Source organism: Micromonospora sp. CNZ322 (genome assembly GCF_007827755.1).
Map to the genome: position 1 here is coordinate 111,081 of NZ_VITD01000010.1, position 18,970 is coordinate 130,050.

Genomic DNA, 18,970 nt, shown 5'->3' on the forward strand with positions numbered 1-18,970 from the left:
CCAGGGGCCGCACCCGTGTGCGGTCAGACCTTGAGCCAGAGCGCCGGCACGTTCGGCGGCTCCCAGCCCGGGATCGCGGTGTGCGCCTGCCGGCAGCGGTACGTCGCTCCGCCGTAGGTGACCTGGTCGCCGACCTGGTAGGCCCGACCCGTCGTCCAACTGCCGCCCGGCGCGGGCGGAGTGGTCGGCGTGGTGGTCGGGGTGGGCCGTGGGGTGGGTGAGGTGGTGGGGGTGGGCGTCGGGTTCGATCCTCCGCCGCCGATCTGCACGTCGATGCAGGAGTAGAAGGCGTTCGCCGTGTCGGAGATGTTCCACACCGCGAGGATCTTCTGCCGGCCGGAGAAGCCGCCGAGATTGACGTTGTGCGACACCGTGGCGCCCGGCTGCTGGCCGTTGCCGTTGACCACGCCGACCCGGGTGTTGCCGATCCAGTACTCCCAGTTGCTGGTGGCGTGCCGGGCGGTGTTCACCCAGGTGAAGGTCAGCGAGCTGCCCACCGAGGTGGCCGGCCAGCCCCGACTGTCGTCGTTGAGGACGGCGAACTGGGCGATTCCGGCGTTGCAGCTGCGTAGGCCCTTGGGCCCTTCGACGCTCTGCGGCTCGTACTTGATCTGCCCGCAGTCGGGCACCCGGCCCTGCGCGCAGAGCGCCTGCCGGCTCGGTGGGGCGGAGACGTAGCCGTGCGCCTGCGCGGGGGCGGCGACGGTGAGGGTGGCGGCGACGGCGCCCGCCGCCACCAGCGGGACGGTGATTCTTCGACGCATGGGGGCAGCTCCTTCTCCAGGTCCGGTGAGGTGCCCTCAAGGTAATTTAAACATTGTTAACAGTAAAGACTCTCATCGATAAATCCATCGATGGCGGCAGTTTTCTTGTTCAGAGCCGGAGCAGGCAGCCCCGGTCGTCGACCTGGTCGGCCGACTCGTCGTCCAACCAGACGCCCCCGGTGCCGAGGTAACGGAACCGGTGCTCCCCCGGCGGCAGCTTCACGGTCACCGTCCTGGTTCCGTCGCGGCGGGCCACCAACTCGTGCCGGCCCGGCTGCCAGCCGTTGAAGGAGCCGACGACACTCACCGGGCCGGGTGGGACGTCGCGGGGCAGACAGAAGGTGACCCGGGTCTGGTTGCCGAAGAGCTTGTTGCGCTTGATCACGGTGATCCTCCGGGGGTTGCGGCGGTTCACCCGGCATAACGGGCAACACGCCGAGGCCGACACGCCGCCGCCGTGGCCAGGCGTCGACGTTCCGCCCCCACGTCAGGGCCACCTGGGAGATTCTGTAGGTACTTGTCCACTTAACGGAGGTTTTCGGTGGCAACCTGCGAGGTCTGCGGCAACGACTACTGGATGGCGTTCGAGGTGCACACCGTCAGCGGCGACGTGCACACCTTCGACTCGTTCGAGTGCGCGATCCAGCGCATGGCACCGATCTGCGAGCACTGCCAGGTCAAGATCGTCGGGCACGGTGTCGAGGTCAACGGCCGCTTCTTCTGCTGCGCACACTGCGCCCGCGCCGTCGAGGGCGCGGTGGGCGCCGAGATCCGCGACGCCGTCGGCGCCCGCCCGGCCTGACCGCGCCCGCCCGGCCGCGGGCCAACCGGATCACCACGCTGGGGTACGGTCGTCGCCATGCGGCCGTTCCTGGGCGTCCTGCCCCCGCCGCGCTCCTGAGCGGAGCGCCGCGCCTCTCGCCGACCGGGTGACCTGACCCCGCTCGGCCACCCTGTCGTACGCGCTCCGTCGACGTCGTCCCCGTCAACGGCTCACCCTTCGGAGCGCTCCCGTGTCCACGACCCGCACCGCGCTGCCGGCCGCCTCGGCCGCCGGCCACGCCGCCCGCAGCGGCCTGATCCAGATCACCGTCACCGGGGTGCTGTGGGGCACCACAGGTGTGGCGGTGCAACTCCTGCGCGAGAGCACCGGGCTCAGCCCGGTGAGCATCGGCTTCCACCGCCTCGCCATCGCCGCGCTCGTGCTGCTGGCGTGCACCGCCGGCCGGCTCCGCACCATCGTGACCACAGTGCGCGCCGCACCCGTACCGCTGCTGCTCACCGGCGTCGGCCTCGGCCTCTACCAGGCGCTCTACTTCGCCGCCGTGGCCTGGGCCGGAGTCAGCGTGGCCACCATCGTCAGCCTGGGCCTGGCCCCGGTGCTCGCCGCGGCCTGGGAGTCGGCGCACGCCCGCCGGCTCCCCGGCCCGCTGCGACTCGGCACGCTGGTCGCGGCGGTGGCCGGCCTCGTCCTGATCACCGCCGCCACCGAGCACCCCGGCGCGGCGGCGCCCGCCCCGCTGCTCGGCCTGCTCGCGGCGGCCGGCTCCGGCCTCGGGTACGCGGTGACCACCCTGATCAGCCGTCAGGTGTCGCAGCGCACCGCGCCGATGACGCTGACCACCATCTCCACCGTGGTCGGCGCGCTGACCCTGGCGCCGTTCGCCCTGGTCACCGGGGTCAGCGTGCCGGTACGCCTCGACACCGTGACGCTGCTTCTGCACCTCGGCGTGGTCACCACGGCGGTCGCGTACGCACTGTTCTACTCCGGGCTACGCACCACCCCGGGCAGCGTCGCGGCAGTGCTCACCCTGCTCGAACCGCTCACCGCCGCGGCACTGGCGGTGGCGCTGCTGCACGAACCGCTCCCCCTGCCGGTGATCGTCGGCGGTGTCCTGCTGCTCACCGCCGTGGCCGCCACCTACCTCGCACCCGACCGGGCGGACCCCCGGTGAACCCGCCCGACCTACCATCGGTGGATGCCCCAGCAGACCACCGAGCTACGGACGGCCTCCTTCGCCGACCTGAACGCCCGCACCCTCCACGACCTGCTCAAACTGCGCATCGACGTGTTCGTGGTGGAGCAGAACTGCCCGTACCCGGAGCTGGACGGGCGGGACGTCGAGCCGGGCACCCGGCACGTCTGGCTCACCGACGGCGGCGCGCCGCTGGCGTATTTGCGGATTCTGGCCGACCCGGACGGTGTCGCCCGGATCGGTCGGGTCGTGGTAGCCCCGGCGGCGCGCGGCGGCGGACACGCCGGTCGGCTGATGACGGCGGCGCTGGAGGTGGTGGGCAACCGCCCCTGCGTGCTGGACGCCCAGTCGCACCTGGTCGCGTTCTACACCCGGCACGGCTTCGCGGTCAGCGGCCCCGAGTACGTCGAGGACGGCATCCCGCACACGCCGATGCGACGGGATGCCATTGACGGCTGACGATCGAGCTGGCATGGTGCCGGGTAGAGCCATCGCGGGAGCCAGCGATCAGGCACGGGAGTGGGCAACTCCCGGCGATCCGGGTGTCGACGTCCGACCTCATCCCCCCGGGGGCTCCATGTCTTTCACCCGATCACGACGCGTGCTCTGGTTGTTCGCCGTCGTGGCGACCATCACGCTCCTGTTGACGACCGCACTGACCACCATGCTGCCCAAGCCCGCTTCGGCGCATGGTTCGGTCGTCGACCCGGCCTCGCGTAACTACAGCTGCTGGCAACGCTGGGGCGGCGACTTCCAGAACCCCCGGATGGCCACCGAGGACCCGATGTGCTGGCAGGCCTGGCAGGCCGACCCGGCCGCCATGTGGAACTGGAACGGCCTGTTCCGCGAGGGAGTGGGGGGCAACCACCAGGCCGCCGTCCCCGACGGCCAGCTGTGCAGCGGCGGACGCACCCAGAGCCCTCGCTACAACGCGCTGGACACCGTCGGTGCCTGGAAGACCACAGCGGTGTCGAACAACTTCCGGCTCCGCTTCTTCGACCAGGCCAGCCACGGCGCCGACTACATCCGGGTGTACGTGACGAAGCAGGGCTTCAACTCCGCCACCCAACCGCTCGGCTGGGGCAACCTGGAGTTGGCCGGCCAGATCGGTAACACCCCGGCCTCCCAGTGGGACCCGGACACCGGTGGCGTCTCGATCCAGATCCCGGTGAACGCGCCGGGACGCACCGGACGGCACATCGTCTACACCGTCTGGCAGGCCAGCCACCTGGACCAGTCGTACTACCTGTGCAGCGACGTCGACTTCGGTGGCGGGTCGACCACCCCGCCGCCCACCACGCCCCCGCCGACGACCCCGCCGCCCACCACCCCGCCGCCCACCACGCCCCCGCCGACCACCCCGCCGCCGGCCGGTGCCTGCACGGCGACGTACCAGGTGACCGGTCAGTGGTCCGGTGGCTTCCAGGCCGAGGTGAAGGTGACCGCCGGCGGTTCACCGACCCGGGGCTGGTCGGTGAGCTGGAACTACAACAACGGCCAGCAGGTCACCTCGTCGTGGAACGCGACGGTCGGCGCCAACGGCACGCTGGTCACCGCACGTAACGCGAACCACAACGGCACCCTCGCCGCCGGAGCGAGCACCACGTTCGGTTTCCTCGGCTCGTGGAACGGCAGCAACCCGGTTCCGCTGGTCTCCTGTACGACGACCAGTTGATCCCCGTCCGGCGCCGCACCCGGGCGGGGGTGCGGCGCCGGTCGGCGGGGGTCAGACCAGGCAGTTGACGATCTCGGCTACCGAACGGCGGCGGCCGGTGTAGAACGGGACCTCTTCGCGGACGTGCCGGCGGGCGCTGGAGGCGCGCAGGTCCCGCATCAGGTCGACGATCCGGTGCAGCTCGTCGGCCTCGAAGGCGAGCATCCACTCGTAGTCGCCGAGCGCGAACGAGGCGACCGTGTTGGCCCGCACGTCCGGGTAGCCGCGGGCCATCTTGCCGTGCTCGGCCAGCATCTCGCGCCGCTCGGCGTCCGGCAGCAGGTACCACTCGTAGGAGCGGATGAACGGGTACACACAGATGTAGGGACGAGCCTCCTCACCGGCAAGGAACGCCGGGATGTGGCTCTTGTTGAACTCCGCCGGCCGGTGCAGCGCCATCTGCGACCACACCGGGGTCAGCGCCCGGCCCAGCGTGGTGCGGCGGAACCGCAGGTAAGCGTCCTGGAGCGCGTCGCTGGACGCGGAGTGCCACCAGATCATCACGTCCGCGTCGGCGCGCAGCCCGGAGACGTCGTACACGCCCCGGATCACGACGTCCTTGCCCGCCAGTTCGTCGAAGAGGGACACCACCTCGCCGGTGACGTTGTCCCGCAGCGACGGCAGCGGGGAGCTGGCCCGGAACACCGACCACATGGTGTAGCGGATGCTGTCGTTCAGCTCCCGCAACCGGGCCGCGTTGGTCTGCTCGGTCATCTCGCCGATCCTCCCAGTGCTGTGATGATCTCTTCGGCCGCCGTCTCGCCCGAGCGGACGCAGACCGGGATACCGACGCCGTCGTAGCCGGCGCCGGCGAGGACCAGTGTGGGGTGCGCGGCCCGCAGCGCCGTCCGCGCGGCGGCGAGCCGGTCGGCGTGCCCCGGCGCGTACTGCGGCAGCGCACCGCCCCACCGCTGCACGTGCCCGTCGACCGGGGCGGGCAGCGGGGTGCCGAGCACCGCCGACAGCTCCCGGTGCACGGTGGCCGCCAGGTCCGCGTCGGGGCGCTGAAGGTGCGCCTCCTCGCCGTACCGGCCCACCGAGGCGCGCACCAGGGCCAACCCGTCGGGCCGGCGCAGGTGCCCCCACTTGGTGGTGAAGAAGGTCGCCGCCTTGATCAGCAGGCCCTCGGTGCTCGGCACCAGGAAGCCGGACAGCTCGGGCAGTCGCGGCTGCGGCAACGCCATGGTGACCAGCGCGACGCTCGCGTAGTCCAGCGCGCCGACGCCCGCCGCCACCGCCGGCGCGGGGCCGGCGAGCAGCCGCGCCGCCGGTCGCGCCGGCACCGCCAGCACCACGGCGTCCACGTCCACCAGTTCAGGGTCTCGGGTCGGGCCGACGGTGAGCCGCCAGCCGGTGCCGGTCGGTGTCAACTCGCGCACGGCGGCGTCCCGCCGTACCGTCGCGCCGCTGGCCGTCACCGCCGCCTCGATCAGGGTGCTCAGCCCACCGGCGAGGGTGCCGAAGACCGGGGCGCCGGGCGCACGCGGCGCTGCGGCCTGCGCGGCCCGGACCGCGCCGACCAGGGTGTGCTCCACCCGGGCCGTGCGGGCCAGCGCCGGCATCGTCGTGACCAGGGAAAGATCGTCGGCACGGCCGGCGTACACGCCGCCCAGCATCGGGTCGACCAGCCGCTCGACCACCTCGTTGCCGAAGCGGGACCGGACCAGCGCGCCCACCGAGACGTCCGCGTCCGGCCCGACCAGCGGCCGACCGCCGTCGGTGTCGGCGTCCGCGGCCGGGCGGGCGACAGCGGCCACCCGATCCAGATCCCCGGGTACGCCCACCAGGGTGCCGCCCGGGATGGAGCGCAGCCCCCCGTCGATGACCAGCGCGGCCTGCCCCACCGTGGGGTGCACGATCTTCTCGGCCAGCCCGAGCCGGCGGACCAACGCCACCGCCGCGCTCTCGGCGCCGGTCGGGTCGCGCATCAGGAACGACTCCGCGCCGAACTCCACCGGCTGACCAGCCAGCTCCCCGGTGCGCAGCTTCCCGCCCAGCACGCCGGACTGCTCGTACACAGTGATCTCGGTGCCGGCCGGTGCGCAGTCGCGCAGGCGGACCGCGGCGGCCAGACCGGCGATCCCGCCGCCGACCACCGCCACCCGCCAGGGCTGCCGCATTCCCGGTCAGCCCTGGTCGGCTCGGCGGCTGGACAGCTCGTGCACCAGCGCGACCACGCGGGTCAGCACCTCCGGGTCGGTCTCCGGCAGCACCCCGTGGCCGAGGTTGAACACGTGCCCGGGGGCCGCCCGGCCCTGCTCCAGGATGCGGCGCACCTCGGCCTCGACAACGGGCCACGGCGCGAGCAGCACGCACGGGTCCAGGTTGCCCTGCACCGCCTTGTCCGCGCCGATCCGACCGGTGGCCACGTCCAGCGGCGTACGCCAGTCGACGCCGACCACGTCGGCCCCGGCCTCACCCATCGCGCCGAGCAGTTCGGCGGTGCCCACCCCGAAGTGGATCCGCGGCACCTCGGAGTTGACCAGCCCGCTCAGCACGGTGGTCGAGTGCGGCAGCACGAAACGGCGGTAGTCGGCCTCGGAGAGCGCGCCGGCCCACGAGTCGAACAGCTGCACGGCGGAGACGCCGGCCTCGATCTGCACCCGCAGGAAGGCCAGCGTCACCTCGGCCAGGCGGGCACAGAGCGCGTGCCACAGCTCAGGGTCGCCGTACATCAGGGCCTTGGTCTTCGCGTGGGTGCGCGACGGCCCGCCCTCGACCAGGTAGCTGGCCAGCGTGAACGGCGCGCCGGCGAAACCGATCAGCGGGGTGTCGCCCAGCTCGACCACCAACTGCCGGACGGCCTCATCCACGTACGAGACGTCGTCGCGGGTGATCCGGCGGATCCGTTCCACGTCGGCGGCGGTGCGGATCGGCTCGGCCACCACCGGGCCGGTGCCCGGCACGATGTCCAGGTCGATCCCGGCCGCGGCGACGGGCACCACGATGTCGCTGAACAGGATCGCCGCGTCCACGCCGTGTCGGCGCACCGGCTGGAGGGTGATCTCGGTGATCAACTCCGGGCGCCGGCAGGACTCCAGCATCGGCACGCTCGCCCGGATCTCCCGGTACTCCGGAAGGGAGCGGCCGGCCTGGCGCATGAACCAGACCGGGGTGTGCGGGACGGGCCGACGTCGGCAGGCCCTGATGAAGGGCGAGTCGGCCGGTCCGCCGGGGCGGGAATCTCCGTCTCGGGCGACAGTGCCCGTGGTGTCCGTGGTCATCGCCGCAATCGTGCCACGCCCGCCACCCCCAACCGGGTCGGGGTGAGAGGAAGGGCACCGTTCCTTACGCCCGGTGCCCTTCGCTGAGCGTCGGCGCGCCGTCGAAGCGGGGGGCGGGCGTCGGCATAGGCTGCCGACATGGCCCCCCCGATCGCGCTCCCGGAGACGTTCGCCCGCGCGGTCGCCGGGCTGCGGTCGGCCGCCCCGCGGCCGGAGATCACCCTGGAGGAGGTCGGCGCCCCCCAGCGGCTGGCCCCGTACGCGTTCGCGCTCGCCGCGACAGTGCTGCGCGACGACGACGAGGTGGCGACCGGCCGGCTGATCCTGCTGCACAATCCGGTCGGGCACGAGGCGTGGCAGGGCACCCTGCGGCTTGTCACCTACGTGACCGCCGAGCTGGAGGTCGATCTGGCCGCCGACCCGCTGCTGCCCGGGGTCGGCTGGACGTGGCTGACCGACGCGTTGGACGCCCAGGACGCCGGCCACCGGGCGATCGGCGGAACGGTGACGCAGACCATGTCGACCCGGTTCGGCGATCTCGCCGGGCCACCCACCATCGGTGACATCGAAATCCGCGCGTCCTGGACGCCGATCGACGACGACCTGACCCCACACCTGCTCGGCTGGTGCGCGTTGCTCGCCTCCACCGCCGGTCTCCCCCCACCCGGCGTCACCGCCCTCTCCGACCGCCGCCCGGCTGGCGCAGCCTGACATTCGGTCCTCGGGGGGCCACTTTGCGGACACCTGATCGACACACGCCGGACCGGCTGCACCCGCCGGATCTCCGCGCGCACTAGGGTTGGCAGGTGACCGACGAACCACCCCTGCGCCGTCGGCCCACCGAAGAACTTCCGGGAAACGCACCCCAGCACCCGCAGTCGGCCCAGCCGCAGCCGGCGGGCGAGGGGGCCGACCCGGCCGACGGTGGGCCCGTTCCGCTGATCGCCCCGCGTGACGGCACCCCCGATCCGGTGGCCGCCCCGGCCGAGCTTGCCGAGGTCGTGGCCCGCTTCGCGGCGGGCACCGGCCCGGTCGCCCTGGACGCCGAACGGGCTTCCGGCTACCGCTACAGCCAGCGCGCATACCTGGTGCAACTGCGCCGGGCCGGTGCGGGCACGGCGCTGATCGACCCGCTGCCCCTGCCCGACCTCAGCGCGCTGGACGCGGTGATCGGTGAAGCCGAGTGGGTCCTCCACGCGGCCAGCCAGGATCTGCCCTGCCTGGCCGAGGTGGGTTTGCGTCCACGCCGTCTGTTCGACACCGAGCTTGCGGCTCGGTTGGCCGGCTTCGAACGCGTCGGGCTTGCCGCGCTCACCGAGCAGCTGCTCGGGTTCACCCTGGAGAAGCACCACTCGGCGGCCGACTGGTCGAGCCGACCGCTGCCCGAGTCGTGGTTGACGTACGCCGCCCTCGACGTGGAGCTGCTCACCGACCTGCGCGACGCGCTGGACGCCGAGTTGACCCGGCAGGGCAAGTCGGCCTGGGCCGCGGAGGAGTTCGCCGCGCTGGTCCGCACCGGGGCACGCCCGCCCCGGGTCCGGGCGGAGCCGTGGCGGCGCACCTCGGGCATCCACCGGCTGCGGGGGGCGCGGGCCCAGGCCCGGGTCCGCTCGATGTGGTACGCCCGGGACCAGATCGCGGCCCGGCGGGACGCCGCTCCCGGTCGGGTGTTGCCGGACTCGGCGATCATCGCCGCGGCCGAGCTGGACCCGAAGGACGAGAAGACCCTGCTGACCCTGCCCGGCTTCGGTGGTCGGTCGGTCCGTCGGCTGGCCCGCACCTGGCTCGCCGCGCTCGACGACGCCCGGCAGCTGCCGGAGGATTCCCTGCCGGTCTCGCCGGCCGTGGAGGGCCCGCCTCCGCCGCACCGGTGGGCCGAGCGGGACCCGGTGGCGGCCGGTCGGCTGGCCCGCTGCCGGGAGGTCGTGATCCGCATCGCCGGCGAGCACAACCTTCCGCCGGAAAACCTGATCACTCCCGATTCGGTCCGCCGGCTGGCCTGGACCCCGCCGGAGGAGATCACCGAGGAGTCGGTAGCGGAGACCCTGCGCGGCCTCAACGCCCGCGAGTGGCAGATCGGCCTCCTCACCCCCGACCTGACCGAAGCCCTGACCCCAAAAACCCCCACCCTCTCCTGATCCACCCCTCCCGCTGCTGATCATGAAGTTGTTGCCACACGCGCCGGCGTGTCTCGGCAACAACTTCATGATCGACCGGAGCCGGGTGTGGGGTGGGCCACAGGCGGGGGTAGGGACGGGGTTGGTTACTGGCGAGTAGCATTCGAGGGAAACGTGCCCGTGTCGGCGACCCTTGTTCGGTCCGGCGTGCCGCCCGGCGCGAAGGCCGAATCACGGTCGAATAGGAGGCTCAAGTGCCCCGTGAAGTTCGCGACGTCGTCTTCGTCGACGGCGTCCGTACCCCGTTCGGCAAGGCGGGTGGCATGTACGCCAACACCCGCGCCGACGACCTGGTGATCCGCTGCATCCGGGAACTGCTGCGTCGCAACCCGCAGCTGCCCCCGGAGCGGGTCGAGGAGGTCGCCATCGCGGCCACCACCCAGATCGGCGACCAGGGCCTCACCATCGGCCGCACCGCCGCCCTGCTGGCCGGGCTGCCCAAGACCGTTCCCGGCTTCGCCATCGACCGCATGTGCGCGGGGGCGATGACCGCTGTCACCACAGTGGCCAGCGGCATCGCCATGGGCGCGTACGACATCGCCATCGCCGGTGGCGTCGAGCACATGGGCCGCCACCCGATGGGTGAGGGCGTCGACCCCAACCCGCGCATCATCGCGGAGAAGCTGGTCGACCCGTCCGCGCTGGTGATGGGCTCCACCGCGGAGAACCTGCACGACCTGGTCCCGCACATCACCAAGGCGCGCACCGACGCGTTCGCGCTGGCCTCGCAGCAGAAGACCGCCAAGGCGTACGCCAACGGCAAGCTCCAGGACGACCTGGTGCCGATGTCGATCCGCGACGCCGAGGGCGGTTGGGGTCTGGCCACTGTGGACGAGGCCCCGCGGGACACCTCGCTGGAGAAGCTGGCCACCCTGAAGACCCCGTTCCGCCCGCACGGCAAGGTCACCGCAGGCAACGCGGCCGGCCTGAACGACGGCGCCACCGCGAGCCTGCTGGCCGACGAGGCCACCGCCCGCGAGCTGGGCCTGCCGGTCGCCATGCGGCTGGTGTCGTTCGGCTTCGTCGGAGTCGAGCCGGAGGTGATGGGTGTCGGCCCGATCCCGTCGACGGAGAAGGCGCTGCGCCTCGCCGGGCTCAGCATCGACGACATCGGCCTGTTCGAGCTGAACGAGGCGTTCGCCGTGCAGGTGCTCGCCTTCCTCGACCACTTCGGCATCGCCGACGACGACGCGCGGGTCAACCCGTGGGGCGGTGCGATCGCCATCGGTCACCCGCTGGCCTCCTCCGGCGTGCGGCTGATGACGCAGCTGGCCCGCCAGTTCGCCGAGCACCCCGAGGTCCGGTACGGCCTCACGGCGATGTGCATCGGCATCGGCATGGGCGGCACTGTCATCTGGGAGAACCCGCACTGGGAGGGCGACAAGTGAAGGCACCGAACGAGGTCGTCACCCGGGCGCTGCTGCGCCAGGTGAACGTGCCGGGGCTGGACCGGCCCGCCGCCCTGATCACGCTGGACAACGGCTTCGACCACACCAAGCCGAACACCTTCGGCCCGGGTGGGCTGGCCAGCCTGGACGAGGCGATCACCGCCGCGCTCGCCGCCGACCCGGCGTTCATCGCGGTCACCGGCAAGCCGTACATCTTCTGCGTGGGCGCGGACATCGTCGGCCTGCCGCAGCTCGCCGACCGCGCGCAGGCGCTGGAGATCGGCCGGCTCGGCCACCGGGTCTTCGCCCGGCTCAAGGACAGCACCGTCCCCACCTTCGCGTTCGTCAACGGCGCGGCGATGGGCGGTGGCCTGGAGCTGGCGCTGCACTGCCACTACCGGACGCTCTCCGGTGGTGCGGCGGCCCTCGCGCTGCCCGAGGTCTCCCTCGGTCTGGTACCCGGCTGGGGCGGCACCCAGTTGCTGCCGAACCTGATCGGCATCCCCGCCGCGACCCAGGTGATCATCCAGAACCCGCTGATGCAGAACAAGATGCTCAAGCCGAAGCAGGCGGCCGAGCTGGGCATCGCGGACATCCTGTTGGAGCCGGCGGACTTCCTGGAGCGGTCCCTGGAGTGGGCTGCCGGCGTGGTCCGGGGCCAGGTCACAGTGACCCGACCCGAGGTCGACAAGGACATGTGGGCGGGCGTGCTCTACTTCGCCCGGGAGACGCTGAACCAGCGGCTGCACGGCGCGGTCCCGGCCGCGTACAAGGCGCTCGACCTGCTGGAGACGGCGAAGGACGGCGACTTCGCCGCCGGCACCGCCGCCGAGGACGAGGCGCTCGCGGACCTGGTCTTCTCCGAGGAGCTGCGCAGCGGCCTGTACGCGTTCGACCTGGTGCAGCGGCGGGCCAAGCGCCCGGCCGGCGCACCGGACAAGGGTCTGGCCCGCACGATCACCAAGGTCGGCATCGTCGGCGCGGGTCTGATGGCCAGCCAGCTGGCGCTGCTGTTCGCCCGACGCCTCCAGGTGCCGGTGGTGATGACCGACCTCGACCAGTCCCGGGTGGACAAGGGCGTCGGCTACGTGCACACCCAGATCGAGAAGGCGGTCACCAAGGGCCGGATGGACAAGGGCACCGCCGCCAAGCTGTACGGCCTGGTCAGCGGCACTGTCGACAAGAGCGCCTTCGCCGACGCGGACTTCGTCATCGAGGCGGTCTTCGAGGACCTGGGCGTCAAGAAGCAGGTCTGGGCCGAGTTGGAGAAGATCGTCTCTCCGGAGGCGGTGCTCGCCACCAACACCAGCTCGCTGTCGATCACCGAGATGGCCGCCGAGTTGGAGCACCCCGAACGGGTGGTCGGCTTCCACTTCTTCAACCCGGTGGCGGTGCTGCCGCTGCTGGAGATCGTCCGGGGCGAACGCACCGACGACGTCACCCTGGCGACAGCGTTCGCAGTGGGCAAGCAGCTCAAGAAGTCGAGCGTGCTGGTCAAGGACGCTCCGGCGTTCGTGGTGAACCGGCTGCTCACCCGCTTCCTGGGCACCGTCTTCGCCGCCGTCGACGCCGGCACTCCGCTGGACGTGGCGAACAGCGCACTGGACCCACTGGGCCTGCCGATGCGTCCGCTCGCCCTGCTCCAGTTGGTCGGGCCGGCCGTCGCGTACCACGTGGGCGGCACCCTGCACGCCGCGTACCCGGACCGGTTCGGGGTCAGCGAGAACCTCAAGCGGATCGCCGACTCGGGTCGGCCGATCGTGGTCGACGACCAGGTCAACGAGGAGGTCGCCAAGCTGCTCGTGGTGGGTGACCAGCCATTGACCGCCGAGCAGGTACGCCAGAACGCCCTCGACGCGCTCGCGCAGGAGATCCGGCTGATGCTGGACGAGGGTGTGGTCGCCGAGGCGCAGGACATCGACCTGTGCATGATCCTGGGCGCGGGTTGGCCGTTCCACCTGGGCGGTGTCACGCCGTACCTGGACCGGACCGGCACCTCCGAGCGGGTCACCGGCCAGCGGTTCCTGCCGCGTGGTGCGGCGAGCCTGCCGGCCTGACCGATCCCTGTACCACCGTCGCGGTGGTCGGACCGTCCCTCGTGGACGGACCGGCCACCGCGACCGTTTGTGATCAGTCGATCGCCGGCTGCGGGTTTCCGCAGGGGCAACGGCGCGCTTCGCACCGGGTTAGGATCACGCGTTTTGCACACCCATCTTGGAGCTGACTGATGTCCCAGCCGCCGGCCAATCCCTACGGCCCGCCGCACGATTCCCCCGACCCGTCGCATCAGCCGGGCCAGCAGCCTGGCGGTTGGCCGCCGCCGCCGCAGCAGGGACAGCCGCAGCAGCCCGGTGGTTTCCCACCCGCGCAGCCTGGGTTCCCGCCCGCGCAGCCTGGGTTCCCGGCCGCGCAGCCGGGTCAGCCGTACGGTGACCCGAACCTGGCCGGCGGCCCTCCCCCGGCGAAGAAGTCGAACGTCGGCAAGATCGTGCTGATCGTGTTGGCCGCGGTGCTGGTGCTCTGCCTCGGCGGCGTGGCGATCACCTGGTTCGTCGTCAAGGACGACGTGGGCGCCGTCGTGGACGCCAGCAAGACCCGCGTGGTCGCGCCGGCCACCCTCGCCGGCCGGCCGAAGCTCACCAACCCGGAGCTCCTGACTGCCGCCGAGCAGGCGGTCAGTGGGATGAAGACGGCGGCGGGGAACGAGACGAGCACGGTCGCCGCCTTCTACGGCGAGCCGACCAAGCAGGACCTCGTCATGATCGCGGCCGTGTCCGGGCTGCTGTCGGACCCGAAGAAGGAGCTCGACGCCTACGTGGATGGGCTGTCCAAGCAGCTGACGGTGGGCGAGATGACGGCCGTCGACGCCGGCCCGCTGGGCGGTGAGGCGCGCTGCGGCGACGGCAAGGCCGACACCGTGCCGCTGGGCATCTGCGTCTGGACCGACCGGGGCAGCCTGGGCATGGTGGTGATGTACTTCAAGACCGCCGACCAGGCGAAGGCCGAGTTCACCGCGATCCGGGGCCAGGTCGAGCAACAGTCCTGATCCGTACGAGACAGGGGCCCCGGCTACCCTCGGGTGGCCGGGGCCCCTGCTGCTCTCCTGAAGCGCGCCGACCGGCCGCGGTCGGCACGGCAGCCACTCCCCGGGGCCGCCAATACTTTGCCCTTGCGCTAAGTGTCATCTCCAGCAACACTTAGCCGTATGGCACAGTATTCGGCGCAGCTCGACGGCGTGTTCGTCGCCCTCGCTGACCCGACCCGGCGCTGGGTCATCCGCCGCCTCGGCCACGGTCCGACGAGCGTCGGTGACCTCGCTCGCGATTTTCCGATGACTCTTCCCTCGTTCATGAAGCACGTGCAGACGCTCGAGTCGAACGGACTGATCCACACGACCAAGTCCGGACGGGTGCGCACCTGCGTGCTCAACCGCGAGCGCCTCGCTGTCGTCGAAGACTGGCTCGCGGAGCAGCGCCGGATCTGGGAAGAGCGCACGGATCGCCTGGAACGCCTCGTCACCGATGAGCAGGAGAACCAGCAGTGAATCCCGACCTGGACCTGACAATGGCGCGGGTCATCCGCGCACCTCTCGCCGCCGTGTGGAGCGCCTGGACCGACCCGTCCCGCTTCGAGAAATGGTGGATCCCGGCGCCGGCCCTGTGCCGCGTCGATCGCCTGGACGTCCGGCCCGGTGGCGCACTCGTGACCCGACTGAGCGAGGACGGGGTGGAGTTCGTCCCGCACCTCGACGCGTGCTTCCTCGTCGTCGACGACCTCGAACGGATCGTGTTCACCAACGTGATCGACAGCGCCTGGCGGCCCGCGCACCCAACCCCGGTCCCGATGACCGCGGAGATCACCATGAAGGATCATCCGGACGGCACGGACTACCGGATCATCGTCCGTCACGGTGATCCCGCCGCTCGTGACCTTCACGAGAAAATCGGCTTCGCGGACGGCTGGGGCTCGGTCACCGAACAACTCGCCGGGCTCGCCGAGAGCCAGGGGGCGCTGTGAAGATCGTCCTTACCGAATTCGTCACTCTCGACGGCGTCAGCCAGGGGCCCGGCTCGCCGACCGAGGACACGAGCAACGGCTTCACCCGGGGCGGCTGGCTCGTGCCCTACCTGGACGAGGTCTTCGTCCGCCGGACCTCTGACTGGTTGGGTCTCGCCGACGGGTTACTGCTCGGACGGCGGACCTACGAGGCGTTCGCTCGCGACTGGCCGCAGATCACCGACCCGAACGATCCGTTCACCGAACGGATGAATTCGTTACCAAAGTACGTAGTGACCAACACCCTGACGGAGGGTAGTTGGCACCCGACGACGCTGCTCCGGGGCGACCCGATCCACACCGTCGGGGAGCTCAAGGCCCGGCCCGGACGGGAACTCCAGATCCACGGAAGCGCACGACTTGGCAAGGCTCTGTTGTCGGCCGGCCTCGTCGACACACTCCGACTCGTCGTCGCCCCCACCGTGGCCGGTTCCGGTCGTCGGCTGCTCGACCAGCCGAGCGCGTCCGTCGGCCTCCGACTGGTTCATCACGAAGCGACGGCAAAGGGTCTGCTTCTACTCGAGTACGAGCATGCCGGCACCGCCCCAGTGGCGGAGTACGAGGGCGCGACGGCCTTCGTCTAGTCACCCGCGCCACCGCACGGCCCGGCCACGGCCTGGATCTCGCCGTCAGGTCCCGCCCCGGCAGCGTGGCACCGGGCACCGGCCACGCGAAGGTGGCCGGCGCCCGGTGCCGTACGTCGACGGTCAGGCCGGTTCGGAAACCGCTGCCGCAGCCCGCGCCGCTGCCGCGGCGGCCCGCTCGGCGGCGTTGCCGAGCACGCAGAACTCGTTGCCCTCCGGGTCGGCGAGCACCACCCAACCACCACCGGTCGGGCCGACGTGGTCGGCGACGAGCGTCGCGCCGATGCCGAGCAGTCGCTCGACCTCCTCGGCCCGGGTCCGGTCGGCGGGTTGCAGATCCAGGTGCAGCCGGTTCTTCACCGTCTTGCCCTCCGGCACGGCGAGGAAGAGCACCTCCGGCCCGCCCGGCGGCAGCAGCATCGCCTCAGGGTCGCCGGGGAAGTCGTCGGGCTGTCGTGGGCAGTCGAAGACCTGCGCCCAGAAGCCGGCGAGGGCGTACGTGTCGTGACAGTCGATGCTGATGTTGTGGATCGTCGAACTCATGCCTGGTCCTCCACAGTGGTGTCGACCCGCTCCCCGGCGCTGCGGAGCACGCAGAACTCGTTCCCCTCCGGGTCGGCGAGAACCGCCCAGCCCGTCCCGTCGGTGCGCCGCCGGTCGACGACCATGGTGGCCCCGAGGCCGAGCACCCGCTCTACTTCCTCGTCGCGGGTCCGGTCGACCGGTTCCAGGCAGATGTGGACCCGGTTCTTGGTCACCTTGTCCTCGGGCACCGCTTGGAAGAACATGTTCGGCGTGGCACCGTCCGGCGGCAGCAGGGCGGCTTCCGGGTCGCCCGGAACATCCTCCGGGAGCCTGGCGTAGCCGAGCACCGCCGACCAGAAGCCGGCCAGGGTGTACGTGTCGTGGCAGTCGAAACTGATGTTGCGGATCCGTGGATACACGGGTGGTCTCTCCATCTTCGGATGGGGACGCTCCGCCGCCGGGGGTCAGCCTGCGAAGACCCGGGGTGCGGAGCCTTGACTGATGGACATCAACGCACCCCCCTTCACTCTCCGAGCTGACCCGGCGATCTTGCCATCGGCCGAGCGGGGCGCGCAACCCCGGTCAGCCGGCGGCGGGAACCGTTCCGGGCACGGCCGGGGCGTCCGACGACGGCAGGGTGACCGTCACCTCCAGGCCACCGCCGGGCTGCGCCACCACCCGTACGGTGCCGCCGTGCGCGGTGCAGACCGCCCGGACGATGGACAGCCCCAGGCCGGAGCCACGGGCTCCGGTGCGTTCCCGGCCACCACGGCGAAACGGCTCGAACAGCCCTGGCACGTCGGCCTGGTCCACCTCGAAACCGGTGTTCCCCACCACCAGCCAGGATCGGTCACCGTCGGTGCCGGTACGCACCCAGAGCCGACCGTGCAGGTGGTTGTAGCGAACCGCGTTCTCGATCAGGTTCCCGGCCAGCCGGTCGAGCAGCCCCGGGTCACCGACGACCGGCGCGGACTCCAGGGACGTCTGCACCCGCAGGCCGATCCGTTCCACCTCGCGGCGCATCGCCGACAGTGCGTTGGCAGTGCCCGCGGCGAGGTCACACTCGGTACGCCGGCCCAGCTGCCGCCCGGCCTGCGCTTCGCTACGGGCCAGCACCAGCAGCGCGTCCACCAGGCCGTTGGCCCGCTCGGAGGCGTCGCGAACCACTGTCGCCATCCGGCGGTACTCGGCGGTGTCCGCGTCATCGTCGCTGAGCGTCACGTCGATCTCCGTCCGCATCACGGCGAGCGGGGTACGCAGCTCGTGCGAGGCGTTCGCCACGAAACGCTTCTGGGCCTCGAAGGCGGACGCGATCCGGTCCAGCATGGCGTCGAACGTCTTGGCCAACTCGGCCACCTCGTCGTCGGCGCCCGAGTAACCGATCCGCTGGTCCAGGGTCGCCTCACCGAGCCGCTGGGCGGTCGCCGTGACCTGGTGCAGTGGGCGCAGCGCCCGACCGGCCACCGCGTACGCGCCGGCCACCCCGACCACGCTGATCGCCAGCAGCGCGACCAGGCCCTTGGCCAGCAGCTCCCCGGAGGCGGCGTCGACCAACTGCCGCTGCCACTCGGCGGCGTCCATCTGCCGGCCGTCGGAGAGCAGCACGATCGTGCCGGGCACCAACTCGTCGGTGGGGCGCAACGCGTCGCGGACCAGCAGCCAGGCCAGCAACACCAGGATCGCTCCGGCCCCGATCAGCAGCACCCCGTTGAGCACTGTCAGCCGCAGCCGCAGGGTGGGTCGCAACCGGCGGCTCATGCGCCTACCTCGGCGGTGCGATAGCCCGCCCCGACCACCGTTTCGATCAACGGCGGGTCACCGAGCTTCTTGCGCAGCGTCATCACGGTGACCCGGACGATGGTGGTGAACGGGTCGGTGTTCGCGTCCCAGACCCGTTCCAGCAGCTCCTCACTGGAGACCACCGCGCCACGCGCCTTGAGTAGCTCGCAGAGCACCCCGAACTCCTTGTTAGTGAGGTCCACCGGCACCCCGGCACGGGTGGCCACCCGGCGGGCCGGGTCGAGCACCAGGTCGGCCAGTTCGAGCACCGGAGGCGCGGCCGGGGTGGCCCGCCGGCCCAGCGCCTGCACCCGGGCGACCAACTCGTCGAAGGCGAACGGTTTGGGCAGGTAGTCGTCCGCGCCGAGCTGCAACCCCTCCACCCGGTCGGCGACGGTGCCGCTGGCGGTGAGCATCAGCACCCGGGTCAACGCGCCGGAGGCCGCCAGGTCGGCGCAGATCTGGTCACCGTGCACACCCGGCAGGTCGCGGTCGAGCACCACCACGTCGTACCGGGTGACGAACGCCGCCTCGTGGCCGGCGTCGCCGTCGTACGCCACGTCGACAGCCATCCCCCGCTTGCGCAACCCGCGTGCGATCGCGTCGGCGAGGTTGCGCTCGTCCTCGACCACCAGTACCCGCATCCCGGCCTCCTCGCTGCTGACCACCGACAACCTAGTGCCGGCCGGCAACCATCGTCCCTCGCCGTCCGCGCCGGCCGGCGTTGCGGGCCACCGCGGCGTACGCGATGCTGGCCGGCGGCACCGAACGACGGACGGACTG

21 protein-coding genes are annotated in these 18,970 nt (G+C 71.7%); 12 read left to right on the forward strand and 9 right to left on the reverse strand.

Features of this window, described 5'->3' with window-relative positions:
- Window positions 1-23 precede the first annotated feature (23 nt).
- Together FB453_RS22905 and FB453_RS22910 are read right to left on the reverse strand one after the other, a co-directional pair.
- Window positions 24-764, reverse strand: coding sequence for a lytic polysaccharide monooxygenase (locus FB453_RS22905; protein WP_112584938.1), 741 nt, complete (start codon window positions 762-764; stop codon window positions 24-26).
- 109 nt (window positions 765-873) lie between these two features.
- Window positions 874-1,149 (reverse strand): isoamylase early set domain-containing protein, encoded by a 276-nt coding sequence (locus tag FB453_RS22910; protein WP_091402083.1) that lies wholly within the window; start codon window positions 1,147-1,149, stop codon window positions 874-876.
- 156 nt (window positions 1,150-1,305) lie between these two features.
- Here FB453_RS22910 and FB453_RS22915 point away from each other — a divergent pair, with 156 nt between their 5' ends.
- The 4 genes from FB453_RS22915 (at window position 1,306) to FB453_RS22930 (ending at window position 4,415) form a co-directional block, all read left to right on the forward strand.
- Complete coding sequence (locus FB453_RS22915; protein WP_091400670.1) at window positions 1,306-1,566, forward strand: Prokaryotic metallothionein; 261 nt, start codon at window positions 1,306-1,308, stop codon at window positions 1,564-1,566.
- 211 nt (window positions 1,567-1,777) lie between these two features.
- On the forward strand, window positions 1,778-2,719 hold the full coding sequence (locus tag FB453_RS22920; RefSeq protein WP_145793246.1) for a DMT family transporter: 942 nt from the start codon (window positions 1,778-1,780) through the stop codon (window positions 2,717-2,719).
- Between the two features lie 24 nt (window positions 2,720-2,743).
- The gene (locus FB453_RS22925) at window positions 2,744-3,199 is read left to right on the forward strand and encodes a GNAT family N-acetyltransferase (RefSeq protein WP_091400664.1); all 456 of its coding nucleotides are present in this window, start codon (window positions 2,744-2,746) and stop codon (window positions 3,197-3,199) included.
- A 118-nt stretch (window positions 3,200-3,317) separates the two neighbouring features.
- Window positions 3,318-4,415 carry a lytic polysaccharide monooxygenase auxiliary activity family 9 protein gene (locus tag FB453_RS22930; RefSeq protein ID WP_112640114.1) on the forward strand — a complete coding sequence of 366 codons (1,098 nt, stop codon included), beginning with the start codon at window positions 3,318-3,320 and terminating at the stop codon, window positions 4,413-4,415.
- A 51-nt stretch (window positions 4,416-4,466) separates the two neighbouring features.
- Here FB453_RS22930 and hemQ read toward each other — a convergent pair whose 3' ends face one another.
- The 3 genes from hemQ to hemE are packed head-to-tail and all read right to left on the reverse strand — an operon-like array spanning window position 4,467 to window position 7,678.
- Complete coding sequence (hemQ, locus tag FB453_RS22935) at window positions 4,467-5,168, reverse strand: hydrogen peroxide-dependent heme synthase (RefSeq protein WP_091400658.1); 702 nt, start codon at window positions 5,166-5,168, stop codon at window positions 4,467-4,469.
- Entirely contained in the window at window positions 5,165-6,574 is a 1,410-nt protein-coding gene (gene hemG, locus FB453_RS22940; RefSeq protein ID WP_145793248.1) for a protoporphyrinogen oxidase, read from the reverse strand. The genes hemQ and hemG overlap by 4 nt, the downstream gene beginning before the upstream one ends.
- Window positions 6,575-6,580: 6 nt before the next feature.
- Window positions 6,581-7,678, reverse strand: a complete 1,098-nt coding sequence (hemE, locus tag FB453_RS22945) for a uroporphyrinogen decarboxylase (RefSeq protein WP_145793251.1) — start codon at window positions 7,676-7,678, stop codon at window positions 6,581-6,583.
- Window positions 7,679-7,816: 138 nt separating this feature from the next.
- Here hemE and FB453_RS22950 point away from each other — a divergent pair, with 138 nt between their 5' ends.
- The 8 genes from FB453_RS22950 to FB453_RS22985 all read left to right on the forward strand — a co-directional run bounded on the left by FB453_RS22950 (window position 7,817) and on the right by FB453_RS22985 (window position 15,883).
- Entirely contained in the window at window positions 7,817-8,389 is a 573-nt protein-coding gene (locus tag FB453_RS22950; RefSeq protein ID WP_091400652.1) for a DUF3000 domain-containing protein, read from the forward strand.
- A gap of 95 nt (window positions 8,390-8,484) precedes the next feature.
- Window positions 8,485-9,816, forward strand: coding sequence for a ribonuclease D (locus FB453_RS22955; RefSeq protein WP_145793253.1), 1,332 nt, complete (start codon window positions 8,485-8,487; stop codon window positions 9,814-9,816).
- A 233-nt stretch (window positions 9,817-10,049) separates the two neighbouring features.
- A complete protein-coding gene (locus FB453_RS22960) occupies window positions 10,050-11,243 on the forward strand; it encodes a thiolase family protein (protein ID WP_145793256.1) in 1,194 nt (397 codons plus the stop codon).
- Window positions 11,240-13,300, forward strand: coding sequence for a 3-hydroxyacyl-CoA dehydrogenase NAD-binding domain-containing protein (locus FB453_RS22965; RefSeq protein WP_145793259.1), 2,061 nt, complete (start codon window positions 11,240-11,242; stop codon window positions 13,298-13,300). The genes FB453_RS22960 and FB453_RS22965 overlap by 4 nt, the downstream gene beginning before the upstream one ends.
- Before the next feature lie 170 nt (window positions 13,301-13,470).
- Window positions 13,471-14,289, forward strand: coding sequence for a flagellar basal body-associated FliL family protein (locus FB453_RS22970; RefSeq protein WP_145793261.1), 819 nt, complete (start codon window positions 13,471-13,473; stop codon window positions 14,287-14,289).
- A gap of 159 nt (window positions 14,290-14,448) precedes the next feature.
- Window positions 14,449-14,787: an ArsR/SmtB family transcription factor gene (locus tag FB453_RS22975; protein WP_112586779.1), complete on the forward strand. Its 339-nt coding sequence runs from the start codon at window positions 14,449-14,451 to the stop codon at window positions 14,785-14,787.
- Complete coding sequence (locus FB453_RS22980) at window positions 14,784-15,260, forward strand: SRPBCC domain-containing protein (RefSeq protein WP_112586778.1); 477 nt, start codon at window positions 14,784-14,786, stop codon at window positions 15,258-15,260. Before FB453_RS22975 ends, FB453_RS22980 begins: the two co-directional genes overlap by 4 nt.
- The gene (locus FB453_RS22985) at window positions 15,257-15,883 is read left to right on the forward strand and encodes a dihydrofolate reductase family protein (protein ID WP_145793263.1); all 627 of its coding nucleotides are present in this window, start codon (window positions 15,257-15,259) and stop codon (window positions 15,881-15,883) included. Before FB453_RS22980 ends, FB453_RS22985 begins: the two co-directional genes overlap by 4 nt.
- Before the next feature lie 123 nt (window positions 15,884-16,006).
- On the opposite strand, the gene FB453_RS22990 is transcribed toward FB453_RS22985, so the two are convergent.
- From FB453_RS22990 to FB453_RS23005, 4 genes are all read right to left on the reverse strand, one after another.
- A complete protein-coding gene (locus tag FB453_RS22990; protein WP_145793265.1) occupies window positions 16,007-16,426 on the reverse strand; it encodes a VOC family protein in 420 nt (139 codons plus the stop codon).
- Window positions 16,423-16,842 (reverse strand): VOC family protein, encoded by a 420-nt coding sequence (locus FB453_RS34335; protein WP_222431391.1) that lies wholly within the window; start codon window positions 16,840-16,842, stop codon window positions 16,423-16,425. The genes FB453_RS22990 and FB453_RS34335 overlap by 4 nt, the downstream gene beginning before the upstream one ends.
- A gap of 148 nt (window positions 16,843-16,990) precedes the next feature.
- Complete coding sequence (locus tag FB453_RS23000; RefSeq protein WP_112586770.1) at window positions 16,991-18,166, reverse strand: sensor histidine kinase; 1,176 nt, start codon at window positions 18,164-18,166, stop codon at window positions 16,991-16,993.
- Window positions 18,163-18,831 carry a response regulator transcription factor gene (locus tag FB453_RS23005; RefSeq protein WP_112586810.1) on the reverse strand — a complete coding sequence of 223 codons (669 nt, stop codon included), beginning with the start codon at window positions 18,829-18,831 and terminating at the stop codon, window positions 18,163-18,165. Before FB453_RS23005 ends, FB453_RS23000 begins: the two co-directional genes overlap by 4 nt.
- Window positions 18,832-18,970 lie beyond the last annotated feature (139 nt).

What these genes read in the sequence shown, in the direction of transcription:
- FB453_RS22950 (WP_091400652.1), top strand. Translation starts at nt 7,817, where the DNA reads ATGGCCCCCCCGATCGCGCTCCCGGAGACGTTCGCCCGCGCGGTCGCC.
- FB453_RS23005 (WP_112586810.1), bottom strand. Translation starts at nt 18,831, where the DNA reads ATGCGGGTACTGGTGGTCGAGGACGAGCGCAACCTCGCCGACGCGATC.
- hemE (WP_145793251.1), bottom strand. Translation starts at nt 7,678, where the DNA reads ATGACCACGGACACCACGGGCACTGTCGCCCGAGACGGAGATTCCCGC.
- FB453_RS22905 (WP_112584938.1), bottom strand. Translation starts at nt 764, where the DNA reads ATGCGTCGAAGAATCACCGTCCCGCTGGTGGCGGCGGGCGCCGTCGCC.
- FB453_RS22990 (WP_145793265.1), bottom strand. Translation starts at nt 16,426, where the DNA reads ATGAGTTCGACGATCCACAACATCAGCATCGACTGTCACGACACGTAC.
- FB453_RS23000 (WP_112586770.1), bottom strand. Translation starts at nt 18,166, where the DNA reads ATGAGCCGCCGGTTGCGACCCACCCTGCGGCTGCGGCTGACAGTGCTC.
- FB453_RS22970 (WP_145793261.1), top strand. Translation starts at nt 13,471, where the DNA reads ATGTCCCAGCCGCCGGCCAATCCCTACGGCCCGCCGCACGATTCCCCC.
- FB453_RS22930 (WP_112640114.1), top strand. Translation starts at nt 3,318, where the DNA reads ATGTCTTTCACCCGATCACGACGCGTGCTCTGGTTGTTCGCCGTCGTG.
- FB453_RS34335 (WP_222431391.1), bottom strand. Translation starts at nt 16,842, where the DNA reads ATGGAGAGACCACCCGTGTATCCACGGATCCGCAACATCAGTTTCGAC.
- FB453_RS22925 (WP_091400664.1), top strand. Translation starts at nt 2,744, where the DNA reads ATGCCCCAGCAGACCACCGAGCTACGGACGGCCTCCTTCGCCGACCTG.
- FB453_RS22975 (WP_112586779.1), top strand. Translation starts at nt 14,449, where the DNA reads ATGGCACAGTATTCGGCGCAGCTCGACGGCGTGTTCGTCGCCCTCGCT.
- hemG (WP_145793248.1), bottom strand. Translation starts at nt 6,574, where the DNA reads ATGCGGCAGCCCTGGCGGGTGGCGGTGGTCGGCGGCGGGATCGCCGGT.
- hemQ (WP_091400658.1), bottom strand. Translation starts at nt 5,168, where the DNA reads ATGACCGAGCAGACCAACGCGGCCCGGTTGCGGGAGCTGAACGACAGC.